Below are 12,398 nucleotides of genomic sequence, written 5' to 3'. Positions count from 1 at the left end.
GGCGCAGATCCGGGATCCATCATAGAGTTCCGGAGCCCTCCGATGGATCCCGGGGCAAGCCCGGGATGACGCCGTGGTTCCGAGATCACTCAGAATACTGTGAAGGCTTGAGGCCTACGCTCAGGCCGCGCGTGCGAGCCGTTCCAGCGCCGCGCCCGGGTCGATGCGGCCGTCATAGAGCGCGCGGCCGGTGATCGCGCCTTCGAGGATCGCGGCGTCGGGCGCCATCAACCGCTCGATGTCGGCCATGGAGGCCAGGCCGCCGGAGGCGATGACAGGGATCGTCAACGCCTTGGCCAGCGCGATCGTGCCCTCCCAGTTGATGCCCTGGAGCATGCCGTCGCGGGCGATGTCGGTGTAGACGATCGCCGCCACCCCGGCGTCCTCAAAACGGCGCCCGAGATCGGCGGCCGCCAGCGACGAGGTCTCGGCCCAGCCTTCGACCGCCACGAAGCCGTCGCGCGCATCGATGCCGACCGCGACCTGCCCCGGAAAGGCCTTCGCCGCCTCGCGCACGAAGCCGGGGTCCCGCACGGCGGCCGTGCCGATGATGACGCGGCGGATGCCCTTGGCGAGCCAGCCGTCGACCGTCTTCATGTCGCGGATGCCGCCGCCGAGCTGCACGGGAAACGCAACCCGCTTCAGGATGGCCTCGACCGCCGCGGCATTCATCGGCTTGCCGGCGAAGGCGCCGTCGAGATCGACGACGTGGAGCCACTGGAAGCCCTGCGCCTCGAAAGCGGCCCCTTGCGCCGCGGGATCGTCGTTGAAGACCGTCGCCTGCTCCATGTCGCCCTGCTTCAGGCGCACGCACTGGCCGTTCTTGAGATCAATGGCGGGGAACAGAATCACGGAGACCATCCCAGAAAGTTCGTGATCAGCTTAAGGCCGAGCGTCTGGCTCTTCTCGGGGTGGAACTGCGTTCCGGCGATGTTGTCACGGCCGACCATCGCGGTGACGGGCCCGCCATGGTTGGTCACGGCCAGCACCTCTTGCGGATTTTGGGCCGCCAGGGCGTAGGAATGGACGAAATAGGCATGCAGCCCATCGGGCCCGGTCTCGATTCCATCGAGCAAGGCGTGCTCGTTCTGCTTGCTCAGCGTATTCCAGCCCATATGCGGGATCTTGAGACCCTCGCCCTGCGGCACGATCAGCGTGACGTCGCCGGCGATCCAGCCCAGGCCCTCGGTGACCGTGTATTCGAGCCCGCGCGAGGCCAGAAGCTGCATGCCGACGCAGATGCCCAGGAAAGGCCTGCCCTTGCCCCGGACGACCTCCTCCAGCACCTCGACCATGCCGGGCACGGCGTCCAGGCCGCGACGACAATCGGCAAAGGCGCCGACGCCGGGCAGCACGATGCGGTCCGCGGCGCGAACCTCATCGGGATCGCTGGTGACGCGGATCGTCGAGGCGATGCCGGATTCGGCCGCCGCGCGCTCGAAGGCCTTGGCGGCGGAGTGCAGGTTGCCCGAGCCGTAATCGACGATGACGACAGATTGGCTCATCGCCCCCGCGCCTCGGGAAAGAGCCCGATGATCGGCACGGGCCCGGCCGGCTGCGGGCGGGCCGCCGGCAGCGGCAGGCGCTGCGGCGCGGCCTCGCCGGCCAGTGCGCGCTCGAAATAGCGCCGCTCGGCCTCTGGCAGATCGCGCGCCTCGACCACGTCGGCCAGACGCCACCCCTGGCGCGCCAGCTTGCGGGCGATCAGGTTCTGGCCCTCCAGCCCCAGGAACAGCGCGATCGTCCAGTGCGAGATCATCAGCGCGCCGGTCATCAGCCCCAGCCGGCTGCTCGCATAGAACAGCGCGCCCCAGAGCAGGGCGTAGACCAGCGTCGCCAGCCACAGCCGCTGACCGAGCAGCCAGAGCCCGCCGAGGAAGAAGGCCGACCAGGTGAAGGTCTCCGGCAGAAGCCGCGCCTGCTCGATCTCGTCACGCGCGCCGCCCGAACCCGGCGGCGGGATCATCACCGTGTAGAATGCCATGATCGCAGCCTTTCAGAGTGCGCCCTTGGTCGAGGGCACGCGGCCGCCCTCGCGCGGATCGACCTCGATCGCACTGCGCAGCGCCCGCGCCAGTCCCTTGAAGCAGCTCTCGGCGATATGGTGGGCGTTGTCGCCGTAGAGAGTCTCGACATGCAGCGTGATGCCGGCGTTCATCGCGAAGGCCTGGAAGAACTCGCGCACCAACTCGGTGTCGAAGGTGCCGATCTTCTGCGCCTCGAAGCGCGTGCGGAAGACGAGGAATGGCCGGCCGGAGACATCGACGGCGACGCGCGTCAGCGTCTCGTCCATCGGCAGGTGGATGTCGGCATAGCGGCGGATGCCCTTCTTGTCGCCGAGCGCCTGCCGCAGAGCCTCGCCCAGCGCGATGCCGGTGTCCTCGACCGAATGGTGGTCGTCGATATGGGTGTCGCCGGTCACTGCGACCTTCAGGTCGATCAGGGAATGGCGGGCGAAGAGGTCGAGCATATGGTCGAAGAAGCCGACGCCAGACGAAATCTCGGCCTTGCCCGTGCCGTCGAGCACGAGCGAGACGGCGATGTCGGTTTCGTTGGTGCGGCGCTTCACTTCGCCAGAACGCATGACGGCCTCTGTTTCCGGAGCAATTCGCGAGGCTTTAGCAGGAGGCAGGCGCGAAGACCACCGCGCTTCACCAAACCACGGCCCAACCCGAGTCATCCCGGGCGACCGCAGGGAGACCCGGGATCCATTCCGTAACCTCTCCGGCATGCGCTCTGGAATGGATCCCGGATCGGCGCCGCTTTCGCGGCTTGTCCGGGATGACGCGCGGATTTGTTATCGTCTGGAGCTTACAGCCCCGCCAGTGCCGCCGCGAGATCGGCGACGAGGTCGTCGGCATGCTCCAGGCCGACGGAGAGGCGGATCAGCCCCTCCGAAATGCCCATGCTGGCGCGGATCTCCGGACTGAAACGCTGATGCGTCGTCGTCGCGGGGTGGACGATGAGGCTCTTGGCGTCCCCCAGATTGTTGGAGATCCGGATCAGATTCAGCCCGTTGAGGAAGCGGAAGGCCGCCTCCTTGCCGCCGGCGACCTCGAAGGCGACCAGCGTGGAGGGGCCCGTCATCTGCCGGGCGATGATGTCCGCCTGCGGATGGGATTTGTGTCCCGGGAAGATCACCTTCGGCAGCTGTGGCTGGGCGGCGAGCCAGTCGGCGACGATTCCCGCGTTGTGCGCCTGGTGGCGCACGCGCAGCGGCAGGGTCTCCAGCGCCTTCAGCATCACCCAGGCGTTGAAGGGCGAGATCGCCGGCCCGGTCTGGCGCAGGAAGGTCTGCACATGCGTCTCGATGAAGGCCTGCGAGGCCAGAATCAGCCCGCCGAGACAGCGCCCCTGGCCGTCGATGTGCTTGGTCGCGGAATAGACGACGCAATCGGCGCCGAGTTCCAGCGGGCGCTGATAGAGCGGCGTGGCGAAGACGTTGTCGACGACCAGCGTCGCGCCGACCTCCCTGGCCAGCGCGGCGACCGCGGCGATGTCGATAACCTCCAGCGTCGGGTTGGAGGGACTTTCCAGGAAGAAGACCTTGGTCTGCGGCGTCACCGCCCGGCGCCATGCCTCGATGTCGGTGCCGTCGACCAGCGTCGAGGTCACGCCATAGCGCGGCAGATGCTCCTCGACGACATAGCGGCAGGAGCCGAACAGGGCCTGGGCTGCGACGATATGGTCGCCCTGGCGGACCTGACCCATGATGGCGGCGGTGACCGCGGCCATGCCGGTGGCGGTGGCACGGCAGGCCTCCGCGCCCTCGAAGGCGGCCATACGGGCTTCCAGCATCGCAACGGTGGGGTTCGAGAAGCGAGCGTACTGGAAGCCCGGATCCTTGTTCAGGAAGCGCGCCTCGGCCTGCTCGGCGCTGTCATAGACATGGCCCTGGGTCAGGAAGAGCGCCTCGGAGGTCTCGCCGAACTGGGAGCGCAGCGTGCCGGCATGGACGAGGCGCGTCTCGGGATGAAGGCCGGCGATGTCGCCCGGGATTGCCGACATGATAGAAACTCCGAAGCGTTCGTTTTAACGAACCTTTGGCGTAGCACCCTACCCGGCCTTCGTAAAGAAAAACGGACATTCTCCCGTTCCAGCGGTGTGTAGATGTTTATTCTCGCGCCAGTGGCGTCAGGAACCCGGTCAGATCCGACGTGACATGATGGACATGGCCCGCCTCGACCGCCGCCTGCTCCCAGGCTTCGCGAAACGGATCGGGCGTCTGCGGGATGATCAGGACCGTCTTCATCCCCATGGCGCTGGGGACCAGCAGGTTCTTCTCGATGTCCTCGAACATCGCCGCGCGACCGGGATCGACCGCATGCTTGGCCAGAAAGAGCTCATAGGTCGAGCGTTCGGGCTTGGGCGTGAAGCCGGCCGCGACGATGTCGAAGACGTCCTCAAAATGATCGATGATGCCGAGCTTGCCGGCGACGTTGCGGGCATGGGCGACCGAGCCGTTGGTCAGGATGAGCTTGCGGCCGGGCAAGGCCGCGATCGCCGCGCCCAGCGCCGGGTCGGGCTCGAGCAGGCTGAGATCGACGTCATGCGCGAAGTCGAGGAAATCGTCCGGCTCGACCCCGTGCTCGACCATCAGGCCGTTCAGGGTCGTGCCATAGCGATGGTAATAGTAGTTCCGCAGGGCATGCGAGGAGAGGCCATCGAGGCCGAACAGCTCCTGCAGGAACAGGGTGATCCGCTGATTGACCTGCGGCCAGACCTGGCTTTCGTGCGAGTAAAGCGTGTTGTCGAGGTCGAAGACCCAGTGATCGACATGCGCGAAAGCCTCCACCTGGAGTGGCGGGGTGGCGGCGGGTATGTTGGCGTGCGTGTTCATCAGGACCGACACATGTGGCGAGCCGATCCTGACATGCAAGAGTTCTGCTAAGGGTTAAGGGCAAAGCGTCATGCTCGGGCTTGACCCGAGCATCTCGGAAACCAGCAGCTTCGTGTCACGAGATCCCCGGGTCGCCGCTTCGCGACGCCCGAGAATGACGCTCTCCTCTCAGCGCCGGATGATCGTGCCCGAGCCGGTGTCGGTGAAGAGCTCGATCAGCACGGCATGGGGCACCTTGCCGTCGAGAATGACGACCGCCTCGACGCCCTTTTCCAGCGCGTAGATGCAGGTCTCGATCTTCGGGATCATGCCGCCCGAGATCGTGCCGTCGGCGATCAGGCGGCGGCATTCCTCGACCGTCAGCTCGGGGATCAGCACCTTGTCCTTGGTCAGGACGCCGGGAACGTCGGTCAGGAGCAGCAGGCGCTTGGCGTTCAGCGCACCCGCGATGGCGCCCGCGAAGGTGTCGGCGTTAACGTTGTAGGTCTGGCCGTCGGCCGCCGCACAGACAGGGGCCAGCACCGGGATCAGCTCGGCCTTGAGCACGGAGTCGAGCACCGAGGTGTCGACGCGTTCAGGCTCGCCGACGAAGCCGAGATCGAGCACCTCCTCGATCTTCGAATCGGGATCGACGATGGTGCGGGTCACCTTGCGGGCGGTGACCATGTTGCCGTCCTTGCCGCAGAGCCCGATCGCCTTGCCGCCCTCGCGCGAGATGTAGCCGACGATCTCCTTGTTGACCGAACCGGCCAGGACCATCTCGACGACATCGACGGTGGCGGCGTCGGTGACGCGCAGGCCCTGCTTGAACTCCGACTGGATGCCGAGCTTGGTCAGCATGCGGGCGATCTGCGGGCCGCCGCCATGACAGACGACCGGCTTCAGGCCGGACTGCTCGAGCAGGACGATGTCCTCGGCGAAGTCCTCGGCGGTTGCGGCGTCGCCCATGGCGTTGCCGCCATATTTGATCACGATGATCTCCTGATCGTAGCGCTGCATATGCGGCAGCGCCTGGACCAGCAGGTCGGCCGATTGCGACGGCGTCAGATGGGCGGCGGGGTTGATCATCGGTCGAGGCTCCGCGACGGCGCGCGAGGCATCCGCGCCGGTTGCGGTGTCTAGCGGACAATCGGGTGGGGAGGAAGCGCTGGCGCCACAGGACTCGCGCCCAGCACTCTTCTAGTGCCGGCCGCTCGCCTTGCGGATGGCTTCCGCCATTCTCGCCCTCCAATCGGCGCCGCCGTCCTTATAGGCTTCGATCAGGCTCGGCTCGAGCCGCAGCGTCACGACCTGCTTGGCGTCCGCCTGCTTCGGCCGTCCGGGCCCGCGCGTCAGGGTGCCTTGTGCCGGGCGGATGACGTTGCTTCCGATCGCGAATTCGGCGCGAGCGATCTGGTCGTCCGTCCATTCCGGCCCATCATCGGGGTCGACGAAGGGCTGGGAGGACACGCTGTGCTTCGCGTTCATGACAATGCCTCATCGAAATCACATGTCGCGCCTCGCCGCGCGGGGTCCAGACCACCATCACGAGACGGCCGGCGAGCATCCCGTAAGTGAGGAAGCGCTCTTCGCCATAATCGAACCGGTCGTCTTGCTGGGTCAGAACCGGCCCAGCGAAAAGCACCGCTGCATCGGCGAAATCGAGCCCCCGCGCTTCCATTGTCGCGTCACGTTTCGCGTCGTGGAAGGTGATCTTCACAAGGGCGGATGGTATGATCAGGCGCCTCGGAAGTCAATTTCCGTATTACGGAAACACTGTCAGCCGCGCCGTGCGAACAGCGCCGACACCGCCAGCAGCAGCCAGCCGCCCAGCATCCCGAAGCCGCCGATCGGCGCGGCGCGGGGGAACAGCGCCTCGCCGGCAAAACCGCGCCGCGACAGATCGGCCGCAAAGAGCGCCACGCCCGCGACGATCAGCGAAAGCGCGATGCGCGCCAGGAGATCGGAGAGGAAGCCGGCCTTGCGAGCGGCGGTGGCGCCGAAGACCAGCGAGGCATGGAACAGCAGCATCTGGCCGGCGGTCTGGACGTTGGTCGTGCCCGTGACATGCGCCGCGGCGGCGAGCAGCGCGACGCCGGCCAGCCCCATCAGGGCGGCGAGAACGAGATGGATCCTGGCGGCGGTCATCTCAGTCCTCGATCGCGAGTTCGACGAACCCGGCGGGATCGGCACAAAACTCGCGCATGATGCGGAAATGGGCGGTGTCCTCCAGCGCGATCGGATCCAGCCCGTACTTCGACAAGCCGAGCAGGCGCGCTCCGGGAAACGCCATCAGCATCGGGGAATGGGTCGCCATGATCACCTGTGTGTGTCCCGCCCGCTCGATCTGCTGCAACAGCCTGAGGAACGTCATCTGACGCGCGGGCGACAGCGCCGATTCCGGCTCGTCGAAGATGAAGAAGCCCTGCCGCCTGCAGCGCTCCTCGAAGAAGCGCAGAAAACCTTCGCCGTGGGAATGGGACAGAAAGTCCGGGGGCGGCGGCCTCATGGGATCGTCCAACGCCGCCTCGTCGAGATAGCGCGCCACCGAGAAAAAGCTCTCGGCCCGGAAGAACCAGCCGCTGGTGATCTTGGGCAGCCAGCTCGCGCGCAGAGCGCCACCGAGCGAGCCGCCCATCGCCTCGACGGCGCGGCTGTGATCAACCGGGCGGTAGCCTTTGCCGCCGCCCGCCTCGTCGTAGCCGGCGAGCGCGGCGATGCCTTCCAGCAACGTGGATTTGCCCGTGCCGTTCTCGCCGACGATGATCGTGATCGCGCGGTCGAAGCTCAGTTCGAAGCCCTTGGCAAACAGCGGCAGGCAGAAGGGATAGGCCGCCCGGTCGTACGCGTGCGCGTCATCGAGCCAGACGCGCTTGAGGAAGGAGGCCGGCAGACGGGTGGGTCGCGATCCTCTCATGGAACCCGCCTCGTTGCCTCACTGCGCGTCGAACCAGGCCTTCCACTGCGGCACGGCCGTGGCGAAGGTGCCGCGATGGCTGGTGTCGCCGGTCGGCACGGCCGCGACCGTGTCGTTACCGATCGCCTTTTGGTAGGTCATCGGCAATTGGCCGATCTCGATGCGGATCGCCTCGTCGGTCAGGCCGTAATAGGTCCGCACAGGGGTCTTGATCACCCAGCGATAGGCGCTGGTCTGCGCCACGAGCCGGCCATAGGCCGAGTTGGCGAAGAACTGGGCGTCGAAATATTCCGGCCGGATCAGCTTGCGCAGGTCGGTCGGCACGGCGTTCTGGTCGAAGGGCTCGCGTAGATAGGCCTTGCGCGAGATGTCGTAGGTCTCGTCGGTCAGGAGCGCGCGGGCGAGGCCCGGCATGTTGTGATAGTTCTCGAAGGAGAACACGTTCAGGATGAAGATCGTCGTGATCCAGTTCGCGTCGATCTTGCGCGGGAAGTTCAGGAAGCCGTTGAAGGCGGCGAAGGCATCCGCAGGAGCGCTGGCGGTGGTCGCGGCCTTCACCGGCATGCCGACGGCCTCGAGCCGCTCCAGCATGGCCAGCGTGACGAAGCCGCCCTGTGACCAGCCGCTCAGGAAGAGCTTGCTGTCGGCAAGCTTGAGATCGGCGAGCACGGCGCGGCTGGCGACCAGCATGTCATAGGTGGCCTGCTGATGACTGGCCTTGACGAGATAGCCTTCGGGCTCCTTCGACGCGCCCATGCCGAAATAATCGGCCCCGGTGACTAGATAGCCCTGGCCCGCGAACTGGGCGATCATCAGCTGCGTCTCGGGCGACTGTTCGGGGAAGGACGGGACCTGTTCCTTCCCGTAGACCGTGCCGTGCTGGTAGGAGACCATCGGGAAGACGGTATCGGCCGTGTCCGGGACCGCCAACAGCCCGCTGGCGGCGATCGGCCGGTTGTCCTGCTCAGGCACCACGGACGGATAGGTCACGCGGTAGAGCTTCACGGCGTTACGCGCCGGCGTGTAGGCGACAGTGACGCCAGCGAATTTCGGCGTGTCGGTCGTCAGGATCCGGTTGAGCCTGGCGACGTCCCAACGCCCGATCAGCTCGTACTGGACGCCGGTCGAGACCTTGATCGGGGCGGCCTGAGCCGCAGGTGCGGGAGCAGCCTGCTGGGCCTGCGCCGGAAGGCCGAGCGCCAAGGTCGTCGCCAGCAGCGCGACGAACGAACGAATGCGGATCAACGACGACATCAAGGCACCCCCGGCCCGCCGGGGCGGCCGAGCATCAGGCCCGGGCCGTCACCGCGACGTGGGCGATACCCTGCATAGCCGATGTAAAGATTTGGTGGCCGGTTCGTGCCTCAAGCGCGGCTCAACCGCGCTCTGCCAGCACGCGCCCGACGGCGGCGCGCAGTTCGGGGATGCCGAGCCCGGTCTCGCTCGAGGTCATCAGCACCTCGGGGAAGGCGGCAGGGCGGCGCTTGATCTCGTCAAAGGTCGCCTCGCACATGAACTTCTGGTCGGCGGGCTTGAGCGCGTCGCCCTTGGTCAGCACGACCTGGTAGGACATCGCCGCCTTGTCGAGCGTCTCGAGCACGGCGTTGTCGACGTCCTTGAGGCCGTGCCGGGCATCGATCAGCAGGTAGACGCGCATCAGATTGGGCCGGCCGCGAAGGTAGTTGTGGATCAGGTTCGTCCAGGAGGCGACCTTGGCGCGGCCGACGGCGGCATAGCCATAGCCCGGCATATCGACGATCGTCAGGCGCTCGTCGCCGCCGACCTGGCGGAAGAAGTTGAGCTGCTGGGTGCGGCCGGGCGTGTGCGAGGTCCGCGCCAGGGCGTTGCGGCGCGTCACCGCGTTGATCAGGCTTGATTTGCCGACATTGGAGCGGCCGGCAAACGCGATCTCGTGTCCCACCATCGTCGGCAGGTCGTCGATATGGGTCGAGGCCCAGACGAAATCCCACGGCCCCTCGAAGAGCTTGCGGGCGGATTCGATCTCGTCGGCGGTGAAGGGAGTGGTCATTGTGGTGGTCATGGGGCTTACGCCTACACGGCCGCGCGCAGCGCGTCGATGTCGGCGCCTGCGATCGCCGCGACATTGCGCGCGATCCTGTCGGCCTCCCAGTCCCACCAGCGGATCGACAAGAGGGCGGCGACGGTCGCTTCGGGGAAACGCAGCCTCGCGACGCGGCCGGGATTGCCGACGACCACCGCATAGGGCGGCACGTCCTTCACCACCTGTGCGCGGGTGCCGATGATCGCCCCGTCGCCGATGGTGACGCCCGGCATGACCACCGCCTCGCGGCCGATCCAGACATCGTTGCCGATGATCGTGTCACCGCGATGGGGCTGGTTCTTGAGGTCGGGCGCGCCGTCGATGCCGAACATCTGGAACGGATAGGTCGAAAAACCGCCCAGCGGGTGGTTGGCGCCGTTCATGATGAATTGCGCGGCTTGGGCGATCGCGACGAACTTGCCGATGATCAGCCGGTCGCCGATGAAGTCGAAATGGTAGCGCACGCAGCGGGCGACGAAATGCTCGGGTCCGCGCGAGTCATCATAGTAGCTGTAGTCGCCGACCTCGATCAGCGGGTGATCGACGATCGCCCTGAGGAAGGCCGTGCCCTTCCAGCCGGGGATGGGGTGGCGTGTGAGCGGGTCGGGCAGGGGCATCGGCTCAAAGGCGAAGGGCGGGGAAACCCCGCCCTTGCGTCTCTCACTTCTTGTTGCTGTTGGCGGGTTTGCCCGGTGCGGCCGCGGGCGACGGGGACGCCACGACCGGTGCCGGCTTCTTGCCGAACATGCCCTTGATGTTGTCGAACAGTTCGATCTTCACGCCGAACTTCCGCATGATGTAGCCCTGCTGCATCACCGAGAGCAGGTTGTTCCAGCTCCAGTAGATCACCAGGCCGGCCGGGAACGAGCCGAGCAGGAAGGTGAAGAACACCGGCATCCAGGTGAACATCATCTTCTGGACCGGATCCGGCGGCTCCGGGTTCATCTTCATCTGCACGAACATCGTGATGCCCATGATGATCGGCCACAGGCCGAGATGCAGGATCGAGGGCGGCGTGAAGGGCAGCAGGCCAAAGAGGTTGAACAGATTCGTCGGGTCTGGCGCCGCGAGATCGCGGATCCAGCCGAAGAACGGCGCATGCCGCATCTCGATCGTAATGAACAGGATCTTGTAGAGCGCGAAGAAGATCGGAATCTGCACCAGCACCGGCCAGCAGCCGGCGAGCGGGTTGATCTTCTGCGTCTTGTACAGCTCCATCAGAGCCTGCTGCTGCTTCATCTTGTCGTCGGCGAAGCGCTCGCGGATTGCCAGCATCTCGGGCTGGACGGCCTTCATCTTCGCCATCGAGGCATAGGACTTGCTGGCGAGCGGGAAGAAGAGCCCCTTCAGCAGCAGCGTGACGACCAGGATCGCGACGCCGAAATTGCCGACATGCTTGTAGATCCAGTCAAGCACGAAGAACATCGGCCTGGTGAAGAAATAGAACCAGCCCCAGTCGATCATCAGATCGAAGCGCTTGATGCCGAGATCGCGCTCATAACCGCTGATGGCGGCCACTTCCTTGGCGCCGGCGAAGAGGCGCGCCGTGCTGGTCGCGCTGGCGCCGGGCGCCACCGTCACCGCCTCGGAGAGGAAATCGGCCTGATATGTGCGCTGCGACCCGGTCTGCACCGAGGAGAAGCGGCCCTCATATTTGCGGGACTGGTCGGGAACGACCGAAGCGGCCCAGTATTTGTCGGTGATGCCGACGAAACCGCCGACGGCGTCCTTCCAGACGCGGCCATTGGTGCCCGGCGACAGCAGGGGCTCCTTGTCGACATGGTCGTAGGTGAACTCCTGCAGGCCGTGATCGCCGATATAGCCGATCAGGCCCTCATGCAGAACGTAGAAGCCCAGCGTCGCCGGCCGGCCATGGCGCACGACCTGCGCATAGGGGAACAGCGTGACGGCCGCGCCGCCCTTGTTCTCGACCTCGTCCTTGACCTGGAACATCGCGTTCTCGTCAACGGTGACGATCCGGCGGAAAAGCAGGCCCTGGCCATTGTCCCAGGTCAGCGTGAGCGGCCTGGCCGGCGTCAGGACCTGCGCGTCCGGCGTCCAGACAGTGGCGGCGTTCGGCAGCGCCACCGTGGTCCCGGGGGCTGCGACCCAGCCGAAGTCGGAATAATAGCCGTTGGGGCCGCCGAGGGGCGAGAGCAGCACGATGATCGGGCTGTTGGGGTCGACGGTCTCGCGATAGGCCTTGAGCGAAATGTCGTCGATGCGGGCGCCGGTGAGGGCGATCGAGCCCGTGATCTTGGGCGTCTCGATGCGCACCCGCGGGCTCAGCGCCAGCGCCTGGTCGCGGGTCGCGGCCACGGGACCCGCCGGCGCGGCGCCGGGAGCCGTGGTCGCAGCCTGGCCGGGAACGCTCGACGGCGCCGGAGCGACGCCCGTTCCCGGAACGGGCTGGCTCTGGACCTGCTGATTCTGCTGCGCGATCTGCTGCTGCTTCTCCAACTGCGGCTTGGCATAGAAATACTGCCAGCCGAGCAGGATGACCACCGAGAGGGTGATCGCGAGAAGCAGGTTGCGGTTGTCTTCTTTCATCATGATCGGAAACAGATCTCGCTGACGCCCCGTCGGGCTCTAGGGATTCA

15 protein-coding genes are annotated in these 12,398 nt (G+C 66.2%); all 15 read right to left on the bottom strand.

The genetic code is table 11. From position 1 onward, the window contains the following. Positions 1-120: 120 nt before the first annotated feature. Positions 121-861 (bottom strand): 1-(5-phosphoribosyl)-5-[(5-phosphoribosylamino)methylideneamino]imidazole-4-carboxamide isomerase, encoded by a 741-nt coding sequence (gene hisA / locus Q8S38_RS14375; protein WP_305681109.1) that lies wholly within the window; start codon positions 859-861, stop codon positions 121-123. Continuing rightward, entirely contained in the window at positions 849-1,505 is a 657-nt protein-coding gene (gene hisH, locus Q8S38_RS14370) for an imidazole glycerol phosphate synthase subunit HisH (protein ID WP_305681108.1), read from the bottom strand. Before hisH ends, hisA begins: the two co-directional genes overlap by 13 nt. Continuing rightward, positions 1,502-1,984, bottom strand: coding sequence for a DUF2628 domain-containing protein (locus Q8S38_RS14365; RefSeq protein ID WP_305681107.1), 483 nt, complete (start codon positions 1,982-1,984; stop codon positions 1,502-1,504). Before Q8S38_RS14365 ends, hisH begins: the two co-directional genes overlap by 4 nt. Positions 1,985-1,996: 12 nt before the next feature. After that, positions 1,997-2,584, bottom strand: coding sequence for an imidazoleglycerol-phosphate dehydratase HisB (hisB, locus tag Q8S38_RS14360; RefSeq protein ID WP_305681106.1), 588 nt, complete (start codon positions 2,582-2,584; stop codon positions 1,997-1,999). 227 nt (positions 2,585-2,811) lie between these two features. Continuing rightward, entirely contained in the window at positions 2,812-4,008 is a 1,197-nt protein-coding gene (locus Q8S38_RS14355; RefSeq protein WP_305681105.1) for an O-succinylhomoserine sulfhydrylase, read from the bottom strand. Positions 4,009-4,114: 106 nt separating this feature from the next. Next, on the bottom strand, positions 4,115-4,840 hold the full coding sequence (locus Q8S38_RS14350; protein ID WP_305681104.1) for a pyrimidine 5'-nucleotidase: 726 nt from the start codon (positions 4,838-4,840) through the stop codon (positions 4,115-4,117). Between the two features lie 168 nt (positions 4,841-5,008). Then, positions 5,009-5,908, bottom strand: a complete 900-nt coding sequence (gene argB / locus Q8S38_RS14345) for an acetylglutamate kinase (protein WP_305681103.1) — start codon at positions 5,906-5,908, stop codon at positions 5,009-5,011. Positions 5,909-6,019: 111 nt separating this feature from the next. Continuing rightward, positions 6,020-6,307 (bottom strand): BrnA antitoxin family protein, encoded by a 288-nt coding sequence (locus tag Q8S38_RS14340; RefSeq protein ID WP_305681102.1) that lies wholly within the window; start codon positions 6,305-6,307, stop codon positions 6,020-6,022. Continuing rightward, positions 6,258-6,500, bottom strand: coding sequence for a BrnT family toxin (locus tag Q8S38_RS14335; protein ID WP_371125886.1), 243 nt, complete (start codon positions 6,498-6,500; stop codon positions 6,258-6,260). The genes Q8S38_RS14340 and Q8S38_RS14335 overlap by 50 nt, the downstream gene beginning before the upstream one ends. A gap of 98 nt (positions 6,501-6,598) precedes the next feature. Further along, positions 6,599-6,967, bottom strand: a complete 369-nt coding sequence (locus Q8S38_RS14330) for a DUF423 domain-containing protein (protein WP_305681101.1) — start codon at positions 6,965-6,967, stop codon at positions 6,599-6,601. 1 nt (position 6,968) lies between these two features. Beyond that, on the bottom strand, positions 6,969-7,736 hold the full coding sequence (locus Q8S38_RS14325; RefSeq protein ID WP_305681100.1) for an AAA family ATPase: 768 nt from the start codon (positions 7,734-7,736) through the stop codon (positions 6,969-6,971). An 18-nt stretch (positions 7,737-7,754) separates the two neighbouring features. After that, entirely contained in the window at positions 7,755-8,990 is a 1,236-nt protein-coding gene (locus Q8S38_RS14320; protein WP_305681099.1) for an alpha/beta hydrolase family protein, read from the bottom strand. Positions 8,991-9,111: 121 nt separating this feature from the next. Next, positions 9,112-9,765: a ribosome biogenesis GTP-binding protein YihA/YsxC gene (gene yihA, locus Q8S38_RS14315; RefSeq protein ID WP_305681152.1), complete on the bottom strand. Its 654-nt coding sequence runs from the start codon at positions 9,763-9,765 to the stop codon at positions 9,112-9,114. Positions 9,766-9,788: 23 nt separating this feature from the next. Beyond that, positions 9,789-10,415, bottom strand: coding sequence for a CatB-related O-acetyltransferase (locus Q8S38_RS14310; protein WP_305681098.1), 627 nt, complete (start codon positions 10,413-10,415; stop codon positions 9,789-9,791). A gap of 43 nt (positions 10,416-10,458) precedes the next feature. Beyond that, entirely contained in the window at positions 10,459-12,348 is a 1,890-nt protein-coding gene (gene yidC, locus Q8S38_RS14305) for a membrane protein insertase YidC (protein ID WP_305681151.1), read from the bottom strand. Positions 12,349-12,398: the final 50 nt, after the last annotated feature.

This window comes from Allobosea sp. (genome assembly GCF_030695125.1).
Classification (GTDB): Bacteria; Pseudomonadota; Alphaproteobacteria; order Rhizobiales; family Beijerinckiaceae; genus Allobosea.
Note: the sequence above shows the minus strand (reverse complement) of the source record. Positions and strands in the feature narration are given on the sequence as shown.

What these genes read in the sequence shown, in the direction of transcription:
- Q8S38_RS14335 (WP_371125886.1), bottom strand. Translation starts at nt 6,500, where the DNA reads ATGGAAGCGCGGGGGCTCGATTTCGCCGATGCAGCGGTGCTTTTCGCT.
- Q8S38_RS14330 (WP_305681101.1), bottom strand. Translation starts at nt 6,967, where the DNA reads ATGACCGCCGCCAGGATCCATCTCGTTCTCGCCGCCCTGATGGGGCTG.
- Q8S38_RS14325 (WP_305681100.1), bottom strand. Translation starts at nt 7,736, where the DNA reads ATGAGAGGATCGCGACCCACCCGTCTGCCGGCCTCCTTCCTCAAGCGC.
- yihA (WP_305681152.1), bottom strand. Translation starts at nt 9,765, where the DNA reads ATGACCACTCCCTTCACCGCCGACGAGATCGAATCCGCCCGCAAGCTC.
- yidC (WP_305681151.1), bottom strand. Translation starts at nt 12,348, where the DNA reads ATGAAAGAAGACAACCGCAACCTGCTTCTCGCGATCACCCTCTCGGTG.
- Q8S38_RS14320 (WP_305681099.1), bottom strand. Translation starts at nt 8,990, where the DNA reads ATGTCGTCGTTGATCCGCATTCGTTCGTTCGTCGCGCTGCTGGCGACG.
- hisH (WP_305681108.1), bottom strand. Translation starts at nt 1,505, where the DNA reads ATGAGCCAATCTGTCGTCATCGTCGATTACGGCTCGGGCAACCTGCAC.
- Q8S38_RS14310 (WP_305681098.1), bottom strand. Translation starts at nt 10,415, where the DNA reads ATGCCCCTGCCCGACCCGCTCACACGCCACCCCATCCCCGGCTGGAAG.
- Q8S38_RS14365 (WP_305681107.1), bottom strand. Translation starts at nt 1,984, where the DNA reads ATGGCATTCTACACGGTGATGATCCCGCCGCCGGGTTCGGGCGGCGCG.
- Q8S38_RS14340 (WP_305681102.1), bottom strand. Translation starts at nt 6,307, where the DNA reads ATGAACGCGAAGCACAGCGTGTCCTCCCAGCCCTTCGTCGACCCCGAT.
- hisA (WP_305681109.1), bottom strand. Translation starts at nt 861, where the DNA reads ATGGTCTCCGTGATTCTGTTCCCCGCCATTGATCTCAAGAACGGCCAG.
- Q8S38_RS14355 (WP_305681105.1), bottom strand. Translation starts at nt 4,008, where the DNA reads ATGTCGGCAATCCCGGGCGACATCGCCGGCCTTCATCCCGAGACGCGC.
- Q8S38_RS14350 (WP_305681104.1), bottom strand. Translation starts at nt 4,840, where the DNA reads ATGAACACGCACGCCAACATACCCGCCGCCACCCCGCCACTCCAGGTG.
- argB (WP_305681103.1), bottom strand. Translation starts at nt 5,908, where the DNA reads ATGATCAACCCCGCCGCCCATCTGACGCCGTCGCAATCGGCCGACCTG.
- hisB (WP_305681106.1), bottom strand. Translation starts at nt 2,584, where the DNA reads ATGCGTTCTGGCGAAGTGAAGCGCCGCACCAACGAAACCGACATCGCC.